Source organism: Anaerobacillus sp. ABA4_114, assembly GCF_056159065.1.
Genome location: NZ_JBSWUM010000001.1, coordinates 2309902 through 2330272, shown reverse-complemented (window position 1 = coordinate 2330272; position 20371 = coordinate 2309902). Strand labels below are relative to the sequence as shown.

The following is a 20371-nucleotide window of genomic DNA, read 5'->3' as shown; positions in this document are numbered from 1 at the left end:
GGTCCTTATGAGAAAAATGCAAGGAGAAGAATTCGATTCACTCGTTTCATTCTTCGATGATATGGCACGAACAAAGTGGCTTGGTGAAGTCCATGACGAGTTGAAAGCTGCATCAGGTACATGGAATGATAAATCGGTATTAGATGTAGGGTGCGGTACAGGAAGACTGCTGTTACGCGGTGTCGAAGAAGCATCGTTACTAACTGGAGTGGATCTATCTTCAGAGATGCTGAAAGCAAGTAAACAAAACTTTTTCTTCTTAAATCGGTTGGACAAAACACACTTTTCAGTTGAAGATGCTTGTGATCTTTCATTCGAAAATGATCTGTTCGACATCTCGTTATCGACGTGTGTGATGTTTCTGTTACCAGAGCCTGAAGAAGGAATGAAAGAAATGATTCGGGTTACAAAACCCGGAGGAAAAGTCGTAATGCTGAATCCTTCCCTTCGTATGGACCAGGCTTCTGCTTTTTCATATGCAAAAAAGCATGGAATGAGTGGATTCGAACAAACGTCTCTTCTTAAATGGTCGAATGTTTCTACAAAAAGGCATCGTTATACATCAGAGCAATTGAGCGAAAAGTTACAGACCCTCGGGGCAAAGAAAGTGGATCATATTGAGGTATTGGATGGATTAGCGATTATTACGGTTGCACAGTTATAAAAGTCGAGCAGCTCAGAAAGAGTACAGCACAGTATTCTTTCTGGGCTTTTAATATGAATCAATACCAGGTCTTAGGGAATTTACAGAGAAGGGTCTCTTGACGTGTTGTAGCGAACTTATCCATATTCTTAAGGGGGATTGTAGTATGGCGACTATTCAAAAGATCATTCCTAACTTGTGGTTCGATTGCGAAGCAGAGGAAGCAGTGAACTTTTATACGAGTATATTCGAACGGTCAGAAGTCCATAAGATTACTCGCTTTATGAAAGCAGGCGAGGAGATTCATAGGAAAGAAGAAGGAAGTGTGATGACGATCGAATTTGCGTTAGATGGACAAACGTTTGTTGCTCTTAATGGGGGTCCGCACTTTACATTTAACGAGGCAATTTCATTCATCGTCACATGTGCTACCCAAGAAGAAGTGGACTATTACTGGGATAAGCTGTCTCAAGGTGGGGATGAATCCGCACAGCAATGCGGCTGGTTGAAGGACAAATTTGGGGTTTCGTGGCAGGTCGTACCTGAGCGTTTAACGCACCTATTACATGCAGGTCCTCCAATTGCCGAGAAAGTGATGAAGGAAATGCTGAAAATGAAGAAGATCGATTTGAACGCATTAGAAGCGGTTAAAGAACAAAGTCTGTAATGTATAGAAAAGCGTCACGCCAAACGGCGTGACGCTTCTATTTTTTCATTTTGTATACGAGATCTTCGTCAGGTGTCACATAGAGTGTGTTTTGTTGATCGTATGTGACGAAGCCAGGTTTCGCTCCATTTGGTTTCTTTACATGTCGGACTTCCGTATAGTCGACAGGAACAGAACCCGACTCGCGCGCTTTACTAAAATAAGCTGCAAGGTTCGCTGCTTCTAACAGCGTTTGTTCAGAATAGTCGCGACTTCGAATCACAACGTGAGATCCTGGGATGTCTTTCGTATGAAGCCACGTTTCACTCCGTGCTGCAAGTTTGTTCGTTAAATACTCATTTTGTTTATTGTTTTTTCCTACGAGTATTTCGGTGCCATCCGTTGATTCATAGGTATCTAACTCAGGCTTGGAACTCTTTTTCTTTTTTTGTTTCCTAGAACGCTTCTTTATATAGCCTTCTTCTTCAAGCTCTTCACGAATTTCTTCAATATCTCTCGGAGAGGCTGAAGAAAGCTGCTGAAGAAGTTGCTCAAGATATGCGATTTCCTCATGAGCCTTCACGATTTGATCCTCAAGTACTTCGATAGAGTTTTTTGCTTTATTGTACTTTTTAAAGTACTGCTGGGCATTTTCAGAAGGTGATTTCTGAGGATTTAATTCAATCGTCACCGTGCCGCCTTCTTCATCGTAATAATTTTGAACTTCGACTTCAGCATCTCCACGCTTCACCATATGCATGTTTGCGGTCAAAAGCTCTCCAAGCAGCTGGTATTTATCTGCTGATTTTGCTTCTTGAATCGTCTTTGATAATTTCTTTACTTTCTTTTCGTTCTTTTTCCGTTCATTCGTAAGCAAACGCTCAAGATCATTCGTTTGTTGCTTTACGCGATCGCGGTCTGCCTTCCCATAATAAAAGCGATCGAGCAGTTCGCTTACTGAGTGGAACGATTTGCTTTCACCATTAAGGTGTGTCAAAGAGACGACTGAAAAATGCTCTTTAGAAGAAAGTACCATCTGCGGCGTGTACTTGTGATCCTTTAGTTCTTCAATTAAAGAACAAAATGCCTTTGGCAGAGTAGATCTTGTTGCTAATCCTGCTCTATGAATCACTTCGTTCGCGATAAGAGGGGAGATTCCTGAAAATGATTGAACAAGCTGGTTTCCTAACTTTCCAGCGTTAAAGTCGATTCTTTTTAGAAAATCGTCTTCAGTTAAGTTAAACGGCGAGGCTTTGTGTTGTTCTGGTGGAGCTACATAATCCTGCCCAGGCATTACCGTTCTATGTCTGTTAACCGAAGGAGACAGATGTTTGATACTATCCAAAATCATTCCATCTTCATTTAGTAGCATCACATTACTATGTCGTCCCATAATTTCAGCAACGATCGTTCTGGTGGTCATATCCCCAAGATCATTTCTTGCCCTAAAGGTAATATGAAGGATCCTTTCGTTATCGACCTGGTTGATCCGCTCAATAATACTTCCCTCTAGATGTTTTCTTAAAAGCATGCAGAACATCGGAGGTTCTTTTGGGTTCGCATAAGATTCTTCTGTAATATGAACCCGTGAATAAGATGGGTTAGCTGATAATAACAGCTGATGATTCTTCCCTCCTGAACGCACGACGAGGATGAGATCGGTCGAATAGGGCTGATAGATTTTTGTTACTCTACCACCTTTTAATACTTCATTTGTTTCATGCGCTACGGCTCTTGTAACCATACCGTCAAAAGACATACTGTTCACCTACATTTCTATCGATAGACATCTTGTATAGTATAGCATTTTTTGTAGCTTGTCTGAATATAGATGGACTATTAGAGTGACATTGTGCAGGATCGGAGTGTTGAACATGAGCTGGTATAACATGACAGAACCAGAGGTGGCTGAAGAACTAGAAACGAATGTTGAAACGGGTATCACCACCGAGGATGCGGCTGAACGGCAAAAGGTGTTCGGTCTTAATGAGCTAGAAGAAGCAGAGCGGCCATCGGTCGTATTAATGTTTCTATCGCAGTTCAAAGACTTCATGGTCGTCGTCTTGCTTGCAGCAACATTAATTTCAGGACTTCTCGGTGAATACCTCGATGCCATTGCGATTATCCTCATTATCTTGGTCAATGGGATACTCGGTTTTGTGCAGGAAAGAAAAGCTGAAAAATCGTTACAGGCATTAAAACAGTTATCATCTCCACACATGAAAGTGCTGCGTGATTCTTCGTGGGTGTCGATACCAGCACGGGATGCCGTAGTAGGTGATATCGTACGAATTGAGAGCGGTGACCGAATTGGAGCAGATCTTCGCATCATTCAATGCCAAGAGCTTCAGATCGAAGAGTCAGCATTAACGGGTGAATCGGTTCCTTCTAATAAACACCCTGAGCCAATTCGTGAGGAAGGGGCCGGCCCTGGTGATCAACTGAATATGGGGTTCATGGGAACGCTAGTAACAAAGGGAAAAGGCATCGGAATTGTTACTGCTACAGGTATGAATACGGAGATGGGCAAGATCGCTCACTTAATTCAAACGGCAGATACGCTTGAAACTCCGTTACAGCACCGTTTGGAGCAACTTGGGAAAATATTAATTGCCGCAGCACTATTTTTAACCGCGCTCGTTGTATTACTAGGTATTTTTCAAGGACGAGACGTTTATGACATGTTCCTTGCAGGAGTATCGTTAGCCGTCGCAGCAATCCCAGAAGGTCTTCCGGCAATTGTTACGATCGCATTAGCGATCGGCATGCAGAAGATGATTAAACGGAGAGCGATCGTTCGAAAACTCCCATCGGTTGAAACGCTTGGATGCGCAACAGTTATCTGTTCGGATAAGACAGGCACGTTGACTCAAAACAAAATGATGGTAACGAAGCTATGGGCTGGTGGACAAACATGGAACGTAACGGGCTCAGGCTATTCCCCGTACGGAGACTTCTTCAAAGGGGACACAAGAGTTTATTCTGATGACGAAAAATCATTAAAGCAGCTTCTGACGTTTGGTCTTATTTGTAGCAATGCGAGGGTGCTCGAACAAGACGGAGACTATTACCTTGATGGAGATCCAACTGAAGGAGCGCTTGTCGCGGCTGCAATGAAAGCAGGTTTAACGGAAGAAATACGCGAAGAAGAATTCACGATCATTCAGGAATTCCCGTTTGATTCGAACCGAAAAATGATGAGTGTGATCGTAGAAGATCAAGCTGGGAAGCGGTACGTCATTGCAAAAGGTGCTCCTGATATCGTATTAAAACAATGCGGATCAGTACTATGGAACGAACGTCAAGCGCCGTTAAGAAAGAGTTATGAAAAGCAGATCAACGAAGAACTTGCTTCATTTGGAAACAATGCGCTCAGAACAATTGCCGTCGCTTATAAGCCGATCCAAAATGAAGAACGGCTTCTACATAGCGTGCAGGCTGAGTCCAGACTCACGTTTGTTGGGTTACAAGGCATGATCGATCCACCTAGAGAAGAAGTGAAGCAAGCAGTTGAAGACTGTAAAACAGCAGGGATCAAAACCGTGATGATTACAGGGGATCACGTAACGACGGCAACGGCCATTGCGCGAAATCTTGGGATTTTACCCGATGTCGGTAAGGTAATGGAAGGTAGTAAGCTTTCGACTTATTCTGTTGAGGAGTTAGAAAGTATTGTAGAAGATATTTATGTGTTTGCACGCGTTTCGCCAGAACATAAGTTGAAGATCGTGCAAGCCCTCCAGAGGAAAGGTCATATCGTCGCGATGACAGGGGATGGTGTGAACGATGCACCAGCGATCAAAGCATCCAATATCGGGATTTCAATGGGTATAACCGGAACAGATGTCTCGAAAGAAGCGTCTTCTCTTATTTTAAGTGACGATAACTTTGCAACCATTCGAGCAGCTGTCGAAGAAGGTAGAAACATTTACGAAAACATTCGTAAATTTATCCGATACCTTCTGGCTTCTAACGTTGGAGAAATCCTCGTGATGTTATTTGCGATTCTTTTAGCCCTGCCTTTACCACTGGTACCTATCCAAATCCTCTGGGTGAACCTCGTTACGGATGGTTTACCAGCGATGGCACTTGGACTCGACCCTGCTGAAGGAAACGTGATGAAGAGAAACCCGCGCCACCCGAAGGAAGGTGTATTTGCAAGAGGTTTAGGATGGAAGATCATTTCAAGGGGAATCATGATCGGGGTGTGTACCCTTGCAGCGTTTATGATTTGTTTTGGTGAAAACCCTGATGATTTAGTAAAAGCTCAAACAGTTGCCTTTTCTACCCTTGTTCTCGCACAGTTAATTCACGTATTCGACTGTAGAAGCGAACGTTCGGTATTCCATCGAAATCCATTTGAAAACAAAGCACTCGTTCTCGCAGTTCTTTCTTCTGTTGGACTTTTACTCGCTGTGATTTATTATGAGCCGCTACAACCGATCTTCCATACAACGTACTTGTCGGTGAGGGAGTGGATGTTGATTCTTGTATTCTCATGCATCCCTACGTTTCTCCTCGCGGGCTCAGTCTTTTTCAAAAGAAATATCCGTTTGAACAGAGGGTGATCACATCCTCTGTTTTTTGATTGAATTTACTGTCTATTTAAAAAAGCTTTGAGACGAAGTTATGACTTTGTTTCAGCATTATGAAGTGGTACAATTGGATAGAATAGCTATTGGAAGTGATATAATGATTAAGAGTATGACAGGGTATGGAAGAGCATCGAACGAATGGAACGGTGTTCAAATCACTGTCGAAATAAAATCTGTAAATCATCGATACTTCGATGTGTCCTTTCGTATGCCTAAAAATCTCCTGCAATTCGAATCAACGTTTAAAAAGATCGTGCAGCAAAACGTACATCGCGGAAAAGTTGATGTGTTTATTCAATTAGAAGGTGCTGATATGACTTCGAATAAACTGCAGGCAGATTGGGAGTTGCTCGACCAATACATAACATTGCTAAAGCAAGCCGGTGAACGATACGAGTTGAAAGACAACCTTTCTATTTCTCAGTTGCTTCACTTAGAGGATGTTTTTCATGTTCAACAACAGGAAACTGAACTGGATAGTGTAGGGATCGCACATTCTCTTGAGGAAGCCGTGAAGTCATTGGTTACCATGAGAGAATCAGAAGGCGACGCACTATACCGAGACATTCGTTTGAAGCTAAATGAGATGGAGAAGAAAGTAGAGCTGATCTCTTCGATGAGTAGCGACGTCACCACCACGTATGAAACAAGGATTCGGCACAAACTAGCTGAATTGAAAGAACTAGAGGATGTTGATGAAGGACGAGTCTTAACAGAAGTGGCACTTCTTGCTGACAAGGCAAGTGTCGATGAAGAAATTACAAGACTTCGTAGTCATCTCACTCAGTTCCATGATATTCTTACTACAGAAGGTGCAATCGGACGAAAGCTAGATTTTTTAGTGCAGGAAATTAACCGAGAACTCAATACGATCGGCTCTAAATCCACTCATCAAACGATTAGTCATCATGTTGTCGAGCTAAAGAGTGAAGTGGAAAAGATTCGAGAACAAGTTCAGAATATCGAGTAACCTGCACGGTATTCATCGTTTAAATTCACAAAAACTGTGTAAAAATAGAATCGTGATTCCTGGGAGGAAAGACAATGAGTATTAAATTGATTAACATTGGCTTTGGCAATATCGTCAACGCTAACCGAATTGTATCGATCGTAAGTCCAGAATCTGCACCGATTAAGCGAATTATTACGGTGGCTAGAGATCGCAATATGTTAGTAGATGCAACATATGGACGGAGAACCCGTGCAGTGATCATTTCTGATAGTGACCATGTTATTCTATCTGCGGTACAACCAGAGACTGTAGCGCAAAGACTGATCAACAAAGACGAACTATCAGATGAGTAGGATTTAGAAAGTGGAGGTTAGTATGAATAAAGATCGTGGATTACTAATTGTTCTTTCTGGCCCTTCAGGTGTTGGAAAAGGAACAGTAAGAAAAGCATTCATGCAGGATGCGGAGGAAGTGCAATATTCGATCTCTGTAACAACTCGTAAACCGCGTGAAGGGGAAGTTGACGGAGTAGACTATTTCTTTAAATCTCATTCAGAATTTGAAGAGATGATTGAAAATAATAAACTACTTGAATACGCACAGTTCGTAGACAATTACTATGGAACACCCGTCGATTATGTAGAAGAGACGCTTGATTCAGGTAGAGATGTTTTACTAGAAATCGAAGTACAAGGTGCTAAGCAGGTAAGAAACCATTTCCCAGAAGGTGCCTACATCTTTTTAATGCCACCGAGTCTAACAGAACTCAGAAATCGAATCGTCAACCGTGGGACTGAAACGGACGACGTGATTGATAATCGTATGGGCGTTGCAAAAGAAGAAATCGAATTGATTGACCAGTACGATTACATCGTTGAAAATGATCAGGTCGAGCTTGCATGTGAAAGAATGAGAGCAATCATTACTGCAGAGCATTTAAGACGTGATCGAATCGCACATAATTATAAAAACGTATCGGAGGTATAACTATGATCCTATATCCATCAATCGACTCATTAATGGAGAGAATTGACTCCAAATACACGCTCGTAACACTTTCAGCGAAAAGAGCGCGTGTTATTCAACAAACAGAGAATGTATATGTAGACCATCCAAAGTCCGAAAAGCCTGTAGGAAAAGCGCTAGAAGAAGTAATGGACGGAAAATTGCTAGCTGATGGAATGATACACGACTAGTAGAAGTAACAACCTATGAGAATAGGTTGTTATTTTTTTCATAAAAGATGGCAGCCCTTTTTAATATACCGTAACATTATTATGTTAACTAGAATGGTGGAAGGTGAAGCGTAATGAGTTTGAAAGGGAAGAAGATCATGCTTTGCGTAAGTGGCGGCATTGCCGTTTTTAAAGCCGCAGCGCTTACTAGCAAATTATTTCAAGAAGGTGCAGAGGTAAAGGTGTTGATGACGCATTCAGCATCTCAATTCGTTACACCTCTCACCTTTCAAACGTTGTCAAGAAATGATGTTTATCAAGATACATTCGAAGAAAAAGACCCAGCGTCAGTCGCTCACATCGATCTTGCCGACTGGGCGGACATCGTGCTGATTGCGCCTGCAACGGCAAATATGATTGGAAAATTAGCAAATGGAATAGCAGACGATATGATGTCTACAACACTCTTAGCAACACAGGCACCGATCTTCGTTGCACCAGCTATGAACGTACATATGTATGAGCATCCTGCTGTTCTTCGAAACATGAGCATATTAAAAGAATTCGGATGTCACTTCCTCGAACCTGGTGAAGGGTTATTAGCATGCGGGTATGTAGGGAAAGGGCGTATGGCCGAACCAGAAGATATTTTATCAACATTACAAACCTATTTTAATGAAGATACCCGTGATTTGATTGGTAAAAAAGTATTGGTTACAGCCGGTCCAACTCGAGAACCCGTGGATCCAGTAAGGTATTTCACAAATTATTCTTCTGGAAAGATGGGCTTTGCGCTTGCTGAACAGGCTGCAATGAGAGGGGCAGAGGTGACATTGATCGCTGGGCCGGTGCACTTAGATACGCCTCCTCGTGTAAACCGAATCGATGTGTTGACGGCTGAAGAGATGTATGAAGTCGCGATGAGTGAAGCGGATCGAGCGGATATCATCATTAAAGCTGCAGCGGTTGCAGATTATCGACCGGTCGTTGTATCGAAAGAAAAAGTCAAAAAATCAAATGACTCCATCGTAATTGAAATGGAGCGGACAAAAGATATTTTAGCCTCGATTGGAAAAAAGAAAGAGCATCAAATCCTGATTGGTTTTGCGGCTGAGTCAGAAAAAGTTGAAGAATATGCCATGAAGAAACTTGAGAAGAAAAACCTTGACCTCGTCTGTGCAAACAACATTACGAGTGAAGGAGCAGGATTCGATAAAGATACGAACATTATGACGTTGATTCGAAAAGACGGAGAGCACATTCACCTCCCATTGCAATCGAAGCATGATGTTGCAAATAAAATTCTTGACGAAGCGAAACGGCTGGATCTTCGATGATTGCAAAGGTAATTGTCGATGTACCCGCTAATCAAACGGATCGACTGTTTGATTATGCGATTCCAGAATCGTTTCAAGACGTATTAGAGCCTGGCATGAGAATTGTTGTGCCATTTGGACCTCGAAAGATACAGGGGTTTGTGATCAGCATCGAGAAAGATTCAGAACTTGATAAACTAAAAGAACTAGACGAAATAAAAGATGTAACCCCTGTACTTACACCCGAGCTTCTTGATTTAGGATTTTGGTTAACAGAAAAAACGCTATGCTATGCTGTTTCTGCTTTTCAAGCGATGCTCCCAGCAGCGATGAAGGCAAATGTGACGAAGACGGTCGTAAGGGGAAATCAGTTTGATGAAACAGCACCATGGGGAAAGATGATCGGCGAGACGAACGGATTGAGATGGGAAGATTTTTTGTCTCATTTTACTCACAAAGATTTAAACCGAGCGATCAAACATGATGAGTTAGAAGTAAGGTACGACGTTAAGGAAAAAACTGCTCCTAAAACACAGTTGGCCGTTTCGGCTCAGCTAAGTGGTCAAGAGCTATCGGTCGAGAAAGAAAAAATGGGTAATCGAGCCTTAAAACAACAGGAAATCATTCAATATTTTATCGATCATCAAGGTGCTGTTTCGTACAAAGAGTTGATGGGCACGCTCGACACGACACGATCTACCATTAAGGCACTCGTTTCAAAGTCAATACTAAAAGAAGAAGAGATGGAATTGTATCGAGATCCGTATGAAGGGAGAAGTTTCGCTCCTTCCACGCCTTTAGATTTAACAGATCTTCAGCAGCAAGCGATCACCCCGATCTTAGATAGCATCGAAAACAACCAGCATCGTACCTTTTTAATCCACGGTGTTACGGGTAGCGGTAAAACTGAAATCTACCTTCAATCCATCCACAGGGTATTGAACGATGGTAAAGAAGCAATCGTGTTAGTCCCTGAGATCTCACTTACGCCACAGATGGTAAATCGATTTAAGAGTAGGTTTGGGTCGAACGTTGCAGTGTTGCACAGTGGACTATCAAGAGGCGAAAAGTATGATGAGTGGAGAAAGATCCATCGTGGTGAAGTAAAAGTGGTGGTCGGAGCTCGATCTGCTGTTTTTGCTCCATTTAAAAACCTTGGGATCATCATTATTGATGAGGAACACGAAGGAAGCTACAAACAAGAAGAAAATCCACGCTACCATGCCAGGGATGTGGCGATTAAGCGTGGTGAAAATCACAACTGTCCGATCGTGTTAGGGAGTGCTACTCCTTCTTTAGAATCCTATGCAAGAGCTACAAAAGGAGTCTATACACTACTCGAGCTTCTTCATCGCGTCAACAATCAGCAGATGCCCGAGGTGTCGATCGTCGATATGAGGGAAGAGCTAAGATCCGGAAATCGCTCGATGTTTTCTAATGAGCTCTATGATAAACTGCAAGATCGCCTGATGAAAAAAGAGCAAAGCGTTCTGTTTTTAAATAGAAGAGGGTATTCGACTTTTGTAATGTGTAGGGATTGTGGTTTTGTAGTGGAATGCCCGCATTGTGATATCAGTCTCACTTACCATAAGATCAATGGGACGATGCGATGTCATTATTGTGGGTTTGAAGAACCGCTGCCGTCTTCTTGTCCTGAATGTGAAAGTGAGCATATTCGCTTTTTTGGAACAGGGACACAGCGTGTTGAAGAGGAACTTACGAAAATCTTACCTGAAGCTCGTGTGGTAAGGATGGATGTCGATACGACACGTCGAAAAGGTTCCCATGAAAAACTCCTCACGCATTTTGGGGAAGGGAAAGCAGATATTTTGTTAGGAACGCAAATGATCGCAAAAGGACTCGACTTTCCGAATGTCACGCTCGTTGGCGTTTTAGCGGGAGATGCGATGCTTCATATCCCTGATTTTCGCGCATCAGAGAAGACGTTCCAACTTCTTACGCAAGTAAGCGGTCGAGCGGGACGTCACGTTTTACCAGGAGAAGTTGTTGTCCAATCATATACCCCAGAACACTATAGTATTGAGCTTGCTTCACAACATGACTATCTTGCTTTTTACAAGCGCGAAATGATCATGAGAAAACAGTACGGATATCCACCATTTTATTTTCTTGCGATGGTGAACGTCTCTCATGAGGAGTTAACAAAAACGGTCGATGTAACGGAAAAGATTTCGGAATTTCTGAAATCGAGCCTTTCAGAAGAAAGTGTTGTGCTAGGACCTGTGGCATCAGCTATACCAAGGATCAAAGATAGATATCGCTATCAATGCATGATAAAATACAAAACTGAACCAAAACTGCATCACTGCTTAAAAGAAATACAAAAGCACTATGCGAAGGAAATGACACGCGGCAAGCTTCAGATCACGATAGACACACAGCCCTATATGATGATGTAGATGTCGTTTGAAAGGAAGAATGAATTTGTCTATAAGAAAAATTGTAATACACCCTGATGAGGTACTAGAAAAAGAATGTGAAACGGTAAAAACGTTCGATGACGATCTTCATCGACTATTAGATGATATGTTCGACACGATGTATGATGCGGAAGGTGTTGGACTAGCTGCGCCACAAATCGGAATCGAAAAGCAAATTGCAGTGATCGATACACGTGAAGAAGAGCCACTTGAAATCATTAACCCTGTTATAAAAAAAGCTACAGGAGCTGAAGTGGATCTAGAGGGGTGCTTAAGCTTCCCAGGTTTATTCGGTGAGGTAGAACGACCTACTCGAATCGTCCTTAAGGCGCAAGATCGCCATGGAAAGGAATTCACGTTAAAAGCAGAGGACTTCTTTGCAAGGGTCATCCAGCATGAGGTCGACCACCTTCATGGCGTTCTGTTCACTGAAAAAGTGATTCGATACGTTGATTTAGAAGAGGAAGGAAGTGACGAATAAGATGAACATCGTATTTATGGGAACACCTGATTTTTCAGTACCTGTATTAGATATGTTGGTTGAAGAAGGATACACCATTTCTGGCGTTGTCACACAACCTGATCGCCCTAAAGGGAGAAAACGTGTCATGACACCGCCACCCGTTAAAGTCGCAGCAGAAAAACACGGCTTGCCTGTATTGCAGCCTGAAAAAGTTAGAGAACCTGAACAGCTGAAAGAGATTTTAGCTCTTAACCCAGATCTCATCGTCACGGCAGCTTTCGGTCAGATCCTTCCAAAGGAGCTTCTTGATGCGCCTAAACACGGGTGTATCAACGTGCATGCCTCTTTACTTCCAAAACTTCGAGGTGGTGCGCCGATTCATTACTCCATTCTACAAGGACATAAAGAAACGGGCATCACAATCATGTATATGGTTGAGAAATTAGATGCTGGTGATATTCTTACACAATCGGTCGTACCGATTGAAGAACGCGACCATACTGGTATTCTTCATGACAAACTTAGTGTGTCCGGTGCAAAGCTTTTAAAAGAAACGATTCCTGAGTTAATAAAAGGCAACATAACTCCAGAGAAACAAAACGATGATGAAGCAACTTTTGCCCCGAATATTAAACGCAACTTAGAAAAAATCGATTGGACAAAACCAGGGGAAGAGATTTACAACCAGATTCGAGGGCTTCATCCATGGCCAGTAGCCTTTACAGAATATGAGGGCAACGTTATGAAAGTTTGGTGGGGTGAGAAAGTTGAAGCGAATGGACAAACTGCCCCTGGAACCGTTTTATATACAGATCAGGACGGTCCGGTCGTTGCGACTGGCAATTCAACTGCAATCAAGCTTACTGAGATTCAACCTGCTGGTAAGAAACGGATGAGTGCTGCTCAATATTTACAGGGACGTACATTCGAAAAAGGTTCCTTATTCGGTGAGCAACATGACTAATGTGAGGGCAGCGGCACTAGATGTACTTGAAAAAATCAATAAAAATCAAGCATACAGCAATCTCCTTTTAAACGAGACGATTAATAAGCATAAGTTATCAAGAAAAGACATCGGTCTTCTAACCGAGATCGTCTATGGAACGATTCAGCGCCAAAAGACGCTCGATTTCTATCTTGATGACTTTTTAACGAATCGGAAAAAGGTTCAATCCTGGGTGATCTCACTTTTACATCTATCGCTTTATCAAATGGTGTATCTCGATCGAGTACCGGATCGAGCTGTCATCCATGAAGCGGTTGAGATAGCAAAGAAACGAGGTCATAAAGGCATCAGTGGAATGGTTAACGGCGTCTTAAGGAACGTGCAGAGAAAAGGCCTCAAAGATTTCAGTTCGATAACGGATGATGTTGAAAGGATTTCGATCGAAAAAAGCCATCCATATTGGCTGGTAAAACGTTGGGTTGAGCAATTTGGACTTGATGAAACTGAAGCGATGTGTGAAGAAAACCTTCAAGCACCATACGTGACTGCAAGGGTCAACACGATGAAAACCACTGTAGACCAGGTGCTATCAGATCTAGCTGAAGCGGGCTTAGAGGTGATGGGAGGGGAGCTTTCACTAGACGCTATCAAAGTAGTGAAAGGTCAATTGATCGAAACCGATGTCTATAAAAGAGGCGAAGTAACGATCCAAGATGAAAGCTCGATGCTCGTAGCAAGAGCACTCGACATCGACCCTGGTCATGCTGTTCTTGATGCCTGTGCGGCTCCTGGTGGAAAGACGACTCACATTGCTGAACGCTTACAAGGTGAAGGATACATTCAATCTCTTGATCTTCATGACCATAAAATCAAGTTGATTAAGAAACAAGCAGAACGTTTAGGCCTTTCAAACGTGGAAGCAAAAGCGCTCGACAGTCGACTAGTTGCCGACGAGTTCGAAGAAAACACGTTTGATCGAATTCTAGTTGACGCTCCTTGTACAGGTTTTGGGGTTCTCCGAAGAAAGCCAGATATCAAGTGGGCAAAAAAGCCTGAAGATGTCGAGAGGATCACATCAGTTCAAAGGGGAATTTTGGATTCACAGGCTTCTCTTGTAAAACCTGGTGGAAAATTGGTTTATAGTACGTGTACAATAGAAGAAGCGGAAAATCAGGATGTCGTCAGAGCATTCTTAAAAGACCATCCTGAATTTTCGATGGATACCACTATGAGTGAACGCCTTCCTCAAGTAGTTTCACCTTATATTGATGGTGGAGAGCTTCAATTATTACCGCACTACTTTGGCACGGATGGCTTTTATATCGCTACGTTGGTTAAAGAGAAGTAGTTAGATGCGATAAAGTGGATTATAGAGACGGGGTGACCACATGCAAGCTGTAACATTGACAGACCGCGGACAGGTCAGAGCATACAATGAAGACAGTACCAGTGCTATTCAAAATAATCTTGGTGAGTACCTTGTAATCGTGGCAGATGGCATGGGAGGCCATAAAGCAGGAGATATTGCTAGTTCCATGGCAGTCGAATGCCTGCAAACAAACTGGAAAAAAGAGAAGGCTGGCTTTCGTCCGGGAAGAGCGGAAGCCTGGCTATTACATACGATTAAAGAAGCGAACGCAACGATACTGTCTTATTCAAACGACAACACAGAGTACGCTGGAATGGGAACAACGTTAGTTGCGGCAATTTGTACAGAAGAATTTATTACGATCGCACACGTTGGTGATAGCCGAGCATATCTGATTCAAGACGGTGAATTCAATCAGAAAACGAGCGATCATTCTCTAGTTAACGAGCTTGTGAAGAGCGGCCAATTATCTGAAGAAGAAGCGGAGGATCATCCAAGAAAGCACGTACTTCTGCGTGCTTTAGGTACAGAAGAAAAGGTTAAAGTCGATATCCATACATTCGAATGGACTGAGGGTGAAGTTGCATTGTTTTGTACGGATGGCTTAACAAACAAGCTGACAGATGAAACGCTGAAGGAGATCTTGTCATCAGGTATTTCACTTCAAGAGAAAGCGACAAAATTAGTTTTGCTCGCAAATGAAGCTGGTGGGGAAGATAACATCACCGTTGCAGTCATAGAGCACTCTATGTCTTCAGGAAGTGAAAGCTAATGATAGGAAAGCATATTAACGGCCGGTACAAATTGCTTGAGGTCATCGGTGATGGTGGTATGGCAATCGTGTATAAGGCTACGGATTTAATTCTAGATCGAATCGTAGCAGTTAAGTTACTGAGACCTGAATTCTCTAAGGATGATGAGTTCATCAAGCGATTTAGAAGAGAAGCAGAATCCGCAACGAGTCTTGATCATCCTAATATCGTCTCGATCTTTGATGTTGGTGAAGATGAAGATTACCATTACATCGTAATGGAGTACGTTGAAGGGAAAACGTTAAAGCAAAGTATTCGAGATCGTGGAGCCCTTCCGATTGTAGAAGCCATCGATATCATCAAGCAAATTGCTTCGGCGATCGAACACGCTCATGAAAATCAAATCATCCATCGTGACATCAAGCCTCATAATATTCTGATCAATGAATATGGCGAAGCAAAAGTCACAGACTTTGGAATCGCGATGGCCATGACATCCGCAACGATTACTCATACAAACTCTGTTCTCGGATCCGTTCATTATTTTTCACCAGAACAGGCGCGTGGAGGAGCGGCGACAGAACGTTCAGACATCTATTCTCTCGGCGTTGTCCTTTATGAAGTTGTGACTGGAGTTCTACCGTTTTCAGGTGACTCTCCTGTTTCGGTTGCGTTGAAGCATCTGCAGGATCGCTTTCCTAAACCAAGTTTGATCAACACCTCTTTACCGAAAAATGTTGAGCAAATCATTCTGAAAGCGATGGCGAAAGAACCTCACCAGCGTTATGAGAATGCTCAGGAACTATACGATGCGTTAGATAACGCACTGGATCCTACTAAGGTGTATGATGCACCTGTAGTTTCAGACGATGATGAGGCTACAAAGGTGCTTAGTCCTGTTGTTCCAACTGATGCTTCCGAGAGTAAACCTGAGAAAGCAGAAGTTGAAACAGAATCTGACAAAGAGAAACAGGATAAACCTCCTAAAAACAAAAAGAAGAAGAAAGCAGGTAAAATCGTAACGATTGTTTTCCTGATTCTACTCTTGTTAGGTGGTGCTGGTGCACTTGCATTCATTTTTATGCCGGATCTATTTTACGTACCTGACGTCGAAGTACCTGATGTGTCTGGAATGACGTATGAAGATGCTCGAACCGCTTTGATCGAAAGCAACCTTGCTGTTGTGAAGGAAGAACAGTTTAACGAGTCTATTGAGGAAGATGACGTCATCAGTCAAGACCCAAGTTCTGGCTCGATGGTTAAAGAGAATAGTAAGGTGACCCTATATGTAAGCAAAGGTGCAGAGAAGACGGAGCTTCCGAATTTCATAGGTAAGACGCAGAGTGAAGTGGAAGCAGATCTTGATTCTAAAGGATTCGAAAACGTGAAGTTCGAAGGAGAGTATCGTGACGAACCTAAGGGGGAAATCTATGACCAGAGTCCAGAAGCTGGTAAGATGGTTCTCCCGACAGAAGATCGAATCGTTATCTGGTACAGTCAAGGACCAGAGCCTGTTTTATTACCAGACTTAACGAACAAAACGAAAGAAGAAGTAGAAGCGTTCGCAAACGATGAAGGCCTAAAGGTTGCTTATAATGAAGCAGCTTTCAGCGATTCAGTCAAGGAAGGTCTCGTGATGGATCAGTCGCCTAATACGGCAACGAGAATCGATAAGGGACAAACGGTTACTGTAACGCTTTCTAAAGGTCCAGAACCAGAACCTGAACCGGAGCCAGAAGAAGAACGAATTGTTTTTACTGAAGAAGTAAAAGTAGATGTTAAGGATAAGGAAAAGCATACAATTGAAATCATCTATCGTGACTCTAAGACAGAGAACGGTGAAATCGTTGAAGAAGTTGACAAATCGAGCAAATTTGAGTTTGAACTGACGATCGATCCAGGAGACTATGCGTCGTATAAAGTCTTTGATAATGGTGAAGAAATTGAGTCGAAGACGATTACCTATGATCAAGCAAAACAAAAATACGGAAAAAACGAGTAAGGAGTCCTACATGGCAGATGGAAGAATTATTAAAGCTTTAAGTGGCTTTTATTACGTGCAGGATGAAGTGAATAAAGAAATCTATCAATGCAGAGGCAGAGGGAATTTTAGAAAGCGAAAGATCACCCCTTTAGTTGGAGATAACGTTGTCTATGAAGCGGAGAATAAAACAGATGGTTATATTCTAGAAGTAAAGAAAAGAGAAAATGAATTAGTTCGTCCACCGATTGCTAATATCGATCAGGCTTTTCTCGTTTTTTCAGCTACTCAACCTACGTTCAATACGCAGCTGCTTGATAAGTTTCTTGTTCATATCGAAGCGAGTGATATAAAGCCAGTCATCTGCATCACAAAAATGGATCTTGTTTCAGAATCAGAAGAAGAAATCATACACAATTATAGCAAGGACTATAGTGAGGTGGGGTATGAAGTACTGATGAATTCTGCACAGAGTTTGTCTGGAATATCTGAGATCGAGGAGCATTTTTATGATAATGTCACTGTATTCGCAGGACAATCAGGAGTAGGGAAGTCCTCACTACTCAATGCGATCAATCCAGATTTAGACTTAGATACTAGCGATATTTCAACACATTTGGGACGAGGAAAACATACGACACGTCATGTTGAATTAATTCCGTTTGGATCTGGATTAGTCGCTGACACACCCGGCTTTAGTTCTCTTGATTTCAGGGGCATAGAGGCAGATGATTTATGGCTTTACTTTCCTGAAATTAGAGAAAAAACGAACGAATGTAAATTTAGAGGCTGCACTCATATGAAAGAACCTGGATGTGCGGTTAAAGCAGCTGTAGATGAAGGTGAGATAAAGGCGTACAGATACGACCATTATTCATCGTTCTTCACAGAGATTAAGGACCAAAAACGGAGGTATTAATATGATAAAGATCGCACCATCAATCCTCTCAAGCGACTTCGCAAGACTTGGAGAAGAAGTGAAGGATGTTGAAGCGTGTGGAGCTGATTATATTCACGTAGACGTGATGGATGGACATTTCGTACCAAACATTACGATTGGAGCACCTATCGTTCGAGCTCTTCGTCCTGTTACGAACTTACCGCTCGACGTGCACCTAATGATTGAAAACCCAGATCACTACATCGAAGATTTCGCAGATGCAGGGGCAGATATCCTGACTGTTCACGCAGAGGCATGTCCTCATTTACATCGCACGATTCAGTTGATCAAGAGCAAAGGTGTTAAAGCAGGCGTCGTCATCAATCCTGCAACACCAGTCGATGCGATCAAACATGTGATCGAAGATGTTGACCTTGTTCTTCTCATGACCGTGAATCCAGGGTTTGGTGGACAGGCTTTCATCGAAAGAGTGGTTCCAAAAATTGCAGAAGTAAAAAAACTAGCGGATGATTTGGGTGTATCGCCTGAAATTGAAGTGGACGGCGGAGTCAACAAAGAGACAGCTAGAAAATGTATCGAAGCAGGTGCTACGGTACTTGTGGCAGGATCAGCGGTTTACAATATGGAAGATCGTAAATCAGCAATCGAAAGCCTTCGTCAATCTTAAAACAGCCGGGCGACACGCCCGCTGTTTTTTTGTAAAGTGAAATTATTGTTTAGGAGTAGATGATTATGAATAACAATCGCCTTGTTTTACTTCTTGAAATCGCCCTCATGGCAGGTATTGGGGTGATATTGGATTTATTCTCTATCCGATTATGGCCCAATGGTGGTTCGGTTTCTCTAGCGATGGTACCGATCTTCTTAATTGCCTTTCGGAGAGGGATCGGCCCTGGAATTGTCACTGGTTTGTTAGTGGGCATCCTACAGCCGCTTCTTGTCGCACCGTTTTATGTTCATCCGGTACAATTTTTACTAGATTATCCGGTTGGATTCATGGTAGTAGGTCTAGCGGGACTGTTTAGTGTTTCACAAGATGCTTCAAAAAAGAAACGGATCACGATGATTGCGATCGGCTGCTTTCTCGGAGCATTGTTCCGATTAGTTTCTCATTTTACTTCGGGTGTTATCTGGTTCGGTGATATGGCGCCAGAAGGTACGCCTGTCGCGCTGTACTCATTTTTATATAATGCTTCTTATCTTTTCCCTGCAGCAGCCGTTTCGATTATTGTGTTAGCTTTACTATCATCAACTTCTCCGAAGATGGTTCATCGCCCATGACGAATGAAGCTATCTATCTTGTAGCAAGTGGACCAGTTTCTGATTTGCCTCAAAATCTACTAAAAGATAAGCGGGGTGTGCAATGGGTAGGTGTTGACCGGGGAGTGTATACGCTATTGAAGCATGGCATCACTCCTTCTCAGGGGTTTGGGGATTTTGACTCTGTCACGCCTGAAGAAAGAGAGTGGATCGAAACGCATAATCTGTCATTTCATGTGTATCCATCAGAAAAAGATCATACCGATCTTGAGTTAGCACTTGACTGGGCGATCGACCAACGACCGAGTGAAATCATCATGTATGGGGTCACAGGGGGAAGACTTGATCATAGCTGGATGAACGTGCAGATGTTGATAAAAGGGTTGAAGAGTGGCGTAAGTGTAAAACTTGAAGATCGACAGAATCGGCTTCAGTTAAAAGGACCAGGCCATTATTCTATAGAGAATGATGCGCGATATCCATATGCTTCATTCTTATCGTATACACCCGAAGTAAAGGGATTAACGTTAGAAGGCTTTAAATTCCCTCTTACGGATAAAAAGTTGGAATGGGGATCCAGTTTATGCATAAGTAATGAATTGGTCGAGGAAAATGGGTCTTATTCATTTACTGAAGGCATACTTATGGTGGTAAGAAGTTCGGACGCCGAACATCAGGATTAGGGTATATTTTATTTTCGGCGAATATAATAGTAAAGAATATTATGATCTCATATTGTTTTATCCTGGTCTCCATTTTTGACTTTTGAGGAGGGGGAAGTATGAAGTTCTATACGATTAAACTACCTAAGTTTCTCGGTGGGTTTGTAAGGGCGATTCTTGGATCTCTTCGTAAAAATGAATAGCACGAAAAAAAGCACCTGATCCCGGGTGCTTTTTTGTGTAAGCATGTTAAGGATCTAGTTGATGTG

20 protein-coding genes are annotated in these 20371 nt (G+C 42.5%); 19 read left to right on the top strand and 1 reads right to left on the bottom strand.

All coding sequences use genetic code 11. The features are described from left to right. The first annotated feature begins 7 nt into the window (after positions 1-7). Entirely contained in the window at positions 8-664 is a 657-nt protein-coding gene (locus tag ACXAEY_RS11780) for a class I SAM-dependent methyltransferase (RefSeq protein WP_474812134.1), read from the top strand. Positions 665-809: 145 nt separating this feature from the next. Then, complete coding sequence (locus ACXAEY_RS11775; RefSeq protein WP_474812132.1) at positions 810-1310, top strand: VOC family protein; 501 nt, start codon at positions 810-812, stop codon at positions 1308-1310. Between the two features lie 37 nt (positions 1311-1347). Here ACXAEY_RS11775 and ACXAEY_RS11770 read toward each other — a convergent pair whose 3' ends face one another. Then, positions 1348-3048 (bottom strand): Rqc2 family fibronectin-binding protein, encoded by a 1701-nt coding sequence (locus ACXAEY_RS11770; protein ID WP_474812131.1) that lies wholly within the window; start codon positions 3046-3048, stop codon positions 1348-1350. Positions 3049-3163: 115 nt separating this feature from the next. Between ACXAEY_RS11770 and ACXAEY_RS11765 the strand changes: the two genes are divergently transcribed. The 17 genes from ACXAEY_RS11765 to spoVM all read left to right on the top strand — a co-directional run bounded on the left by ACXAEY_RS11765 (position 3164) and on the right by spoVM (position 20305). Continuing rightward, a complete protein-coding gene (locus ACXAEY_RS11765) occupies positions 3164-5857 on the top strand; it encodes a calcium-translocating P-type ATPase, SERCA-type (protein ID WP_474812129.1) in 2694 nt (897 codons plus the stop codon). A 124-nt stretch (positions 5858-5981) separates the two neighbouring features. Beyond that, the gene (locus tag ACXAEY_RS11760; protein ID WP_474812127.1) at positions 5982-6854 is read left to right on the top strand and encodes a YicC/YloC family endoribonuclease; all 873 of its coding nucleotides are present in this window, start codon (positions 5982-5984) and stop codon (positions 6852-6854) included. Between the two features lie 74 nt (positions 6855-6928). Beyond that, positions 6929-7189 carry an extracellular matrix/biofilm regulator RemA gene (remA, locus tag ACXAEY_RS11755; protein WP_224881992.1) on the top strand — a complete coding sequence of 87 codons (261 nt, stop codon included), beginning with the start codon at positions 6929-6931 and terminating at the stop codon, positions 7187-7189. A 22-nt stretch (positions 7190-7211) separates the two neighbouring features. Then, complete coding sequence (gene gmk, locus ACXAEY_RS11750; RefSeq protein ID WP_474812125.1) at positions 7212-7823, top strand: guanylate kinase; 612 nt, start codon at positions 7212-7214, stop codon at positions 7821-7823. Between the two features lie 5 nt (positions 7824-7828). Then, entirely contained in the window at positions 7829-8032 is a 204-nt protein-coding gene (gene rpoZ, locus ACXAEY_RS11745) for a DNA-directed RNA polymerase subunit omega (RefSeq protein WP_270182061.1), read from the top strand. 113 nt (positions 8033-8145) lie between these two features. Then, positions 8146-9348, top strand: a complete 1203-nt coding sequence (coaBC, locus tag ACXAEY_RS11740; protein ID WP_474812123.1) for a bifunctional phosphopantothenoylcysteine decarboxylase/phosphopantothenate--cysteine ligase CoaBC — start codon at positions 8146-8148, stop codon at positions 9346-9348. Next, a complete protein-coding gene (gene priA, locus ACXAEY_RS11735; RefSeq protein ID WP_474812121.1) occupies positions 9345-11747 on the top strand; it encodes a primosomal protein N' in 2403 nt (800 codons plus the stop codon). The genes coaBC and priA overlap by 4 nt, the downstream gene beginning before the upstream one ends. A gap of 25 nt (positions 11748-11772) precedes the next feature. Beyond that, positions 11773-12249, top strand: coding sequence for a peptide deformylase (def, locus tag ACXAEY_RS11730; protein WP_270181823.1), 477 nt, complete (start codon positions 11773-11775; stop codon positions 12247-12249). A 1-nt stretch (position 12250) separates the two neighbouring features. Beyond that, positions 12251-13195 (top strand): methionyl-tRNA formyltransferase, encoded by a 945-nt coding sequence (gene fmt, locus ACXAEY_RS11725; protein WP_474814803.1) that lies wholly within the window; start codon positions 12251-12253, stop codon positions 13193-13195. After that, positions 13188-14525 carry a 16S rRNA (cytosine(967)-C(5))-methyltransferase RsmB gene (rsmB, locus tag ACXAEY_RS11720; RefSeq protein WP_270181824.1) on the top strand — a complete coding sequence of 446 codons (1338 nt, stop codon included), beginning with the start codon at positions 13188-13190 and terminating at the stop codon, positions 14523-14525. Before fmt ends, rsmB begins: the two co-directional genes overlap by 8 nt. Before the next feature lie 40 nt (positions 14526-14565). Beyond that, positions 14566-15318: a Stp1/IreP family PP2C-type Ser/Thr phosphatase gene (locus ACXAEY_RS11715; RefSeq protein ID WP_474812117.1), complete on the top strand. Its 753-nt coding sequence runs from the start codon at positions 14566-14568 to the stop codon at positions 15316-15318. After that, positions 15318-17300: a Stk1 family PASTA domain-containing Ser/Thr kinase gene (gene pknB, locus ACXAEY_RS11710; RefSeq protein ID WP_270181826.1), complete on the top strand. Its 1983-nt coding sequence runs from the start codon at positions 15318-15320 to the stop codon at positions 17298-17300. The genes ACXAEY_RS11715 and pknB overlap by 1 nt, the downstream gene beginning before the upstream one ends. Positions 17301-17310: 10 nt before the next feature. Next, on the top strand, positions 17311-18198 hold the full coding sequence (rsgA, locus tag ACXAEY_RS11705; protein WP_270181827.1) for a ribosome small subunit-dependent GTPase A: 888 nt from the start codon (positions 17311-17313) through the stop codon (positions 18196-18198). A gap of 1 nt (position 18199) precedes the next feature. Next, positions 18200-18847 (top strand): ribulose-phosphate 3-epimerase, encoded by a 648-nt coding sequence (gene rpe / locus ACXAEY_RS11700; RefSeq protein WP_270181828.1) that lies wholly within the window; start codon positions 18200-18202, stop codon positions 18845-18847. Between the two features lie 65 nt (positions 18848-18912). Next, the gene (thiT, locus tag ACXAEY_RS11695) at positions 18913-19461 is read left to right on the top strand and encodes an energy-coupled thiamine transporter ThiT (RefSeq protein WP_270181829.1); all 549 of its coding nucleotides are present in this window, start codon (positions 18913-18915) and stop codon (positions 19459-19461) included. Beyond that, positions 19458-20123, top strand: a complete 666-nt coding sequence (locus tag ACXAEY_RS11690) for a thiamine diphosphokinase (protein ID WP_270181830.1) — start codon at positions 19458-19460, stop codon at positions 20121-20123. Before thiT ends, ACXAEY_RS11690 begins: the two co-directional genes overlap by 4 nt. 98 nt (positions 20124-20221) lie before the next feature. Then, positions 20222-20305, top strand: a complete 84-nt coding sequence (spoVM, locus tag ACXAEY_RS11685) for a stage V sporulation protein SpoVM (protein ID WP_224882999.1) — start codon at positions 20222-20224, stop codon at positions 20303-20305. The last annotated feature ends 66 nt before the right edge of the window (positions 20306-20371 follow it).

What these genes read in the sequence shown, in the direction of transcription:
- ACXAEY_RS11765 (WP_474812129.1), top strand. Translation starts at nt 3,164, where the DNA reads ATGAGCTGGTATAACATGACAGAACCAGAGGTGGCTGAAGAACTAGAA.
- rsmB (WP_270181824.1), top strand. Translation starts at nt 13,188, where the DNA reads ATGACTAATGTGAGGGCAGCGGCACTAGATGTACTTGAAAAAATCAAT.
- spoVM (WP_224882999.1), top strand. Translation starts at nt 20,222, where the DNA reads ATGAAGTTCTATACGATTAAACTACCTAAGTTTCTCGGTGGGTTTGTA.
- thiT (WP_270181829.1), top strand. Translation starts at nt 18,913, where the DNA reads ATGAATAACAATCGCCTTGTTTTACTTCTTGAAATCGCCCTCATGGCA.
- ACXAEY_RS11780 (WP_474812134.1), top strand. Translation starts at nt 8, where the DNA reads ATGAGAAAAATGCAAGGAGAAGAATTCGATTCACTCGTTTCATTCTTC.
- fmt (WP_474814803.1), top strand. Translation starts at nt 12,251, where the DNA reads ATGAACATCGTATTTATGGGAACACCTGATTTTTCAGTACCTGTATTA.
- coaBC (WP_474812123.1), top strand. Translation starts at nt 8,146, where the DNA reads ATGAGTTTGAAAGGGAAGAAGATCATGCTTTGCGTAAGTGGCGGCATT.
- ACXAEY_RS11715 (WP_474812117.1), top strand. Translation starts at nt 14,566, where the DNA reads ATGCAAGCTGTAACATTGACAGACCGCGGACAGGTCAGAGCATACAAT.
- pknB (WP_270181826.1), top strand. Translation starts at nt 15,318, where the DNA reads ATGATAGGAAAGCATATTAACGGCCGGTACAAATTGCTTGAGGTCATC.
- rpe (WP_270181828.1), top strand. Translation starts at nt 18,200, where the DNA reads ATGATAAAGATCGCACCATCAATCCTCTCAAGCGACTTCGCAAGACTT.
- rsgA (WP_270181827.1), top strand. Translation starts at nt 17,311, where the DNA reads ATGGCAGATGGAAGAATTATTAAAGCTTTAAGTGGCTTTTATTACGTG.
- gmk (WP_474812125.1), top strand. Translation starts at nt 7,212, where the DNA reads ATGAATAAAGATCGTGGATTACTAATTGTTCTTTCTGGCCCTTCAGGT.
- ACXAEY_RS11770 (WP_474812131.1), bottom strand. Translation starts at nt 3,048, where the DNA reads ATGTCTTTTGACGGTATGGTTACAAGAGCCGTAGCGCATGAAACAAAT.
- ACXAEY_RS11775 (WP_474812132.1), top strand. Translation starts at nt 810, where the DNA reads ATGGCGACTATTCAAAAGATCATTCCTAACTTGTGGTTCGATTGCGAA.
- priA (WP_474812121.1), top strand. Translation starts at nt 9,345, where the DNA reads ATGATTGCAAAGGTAATTGTCGATGTACCCGCTAATCAAACGGATCGA.
- ACXAEY_RS11690 (WP_270181830.1), top strand. Translation starts at nt 19,458, where the DNA reads ATGACGAATGAAGCTATCTATCTTGTAGCAAGTGGACCAGTTTCTGAT.
- ACXAEY_RS11760 (WP_474812127.1), top strand. Translation starts at nt 5,982, where the DNA reads ATGATTAAGAGTATGACAGGGTATGGAAGAGCATCGAACGAATGGAAC.
- remA (WP_224881992.1), top strand. Translation starts at nt 6,929, where the DNA reads ATGAGTATTAAATTGATTAACATTGGCTTTGGCAATATCGTCAACGCT.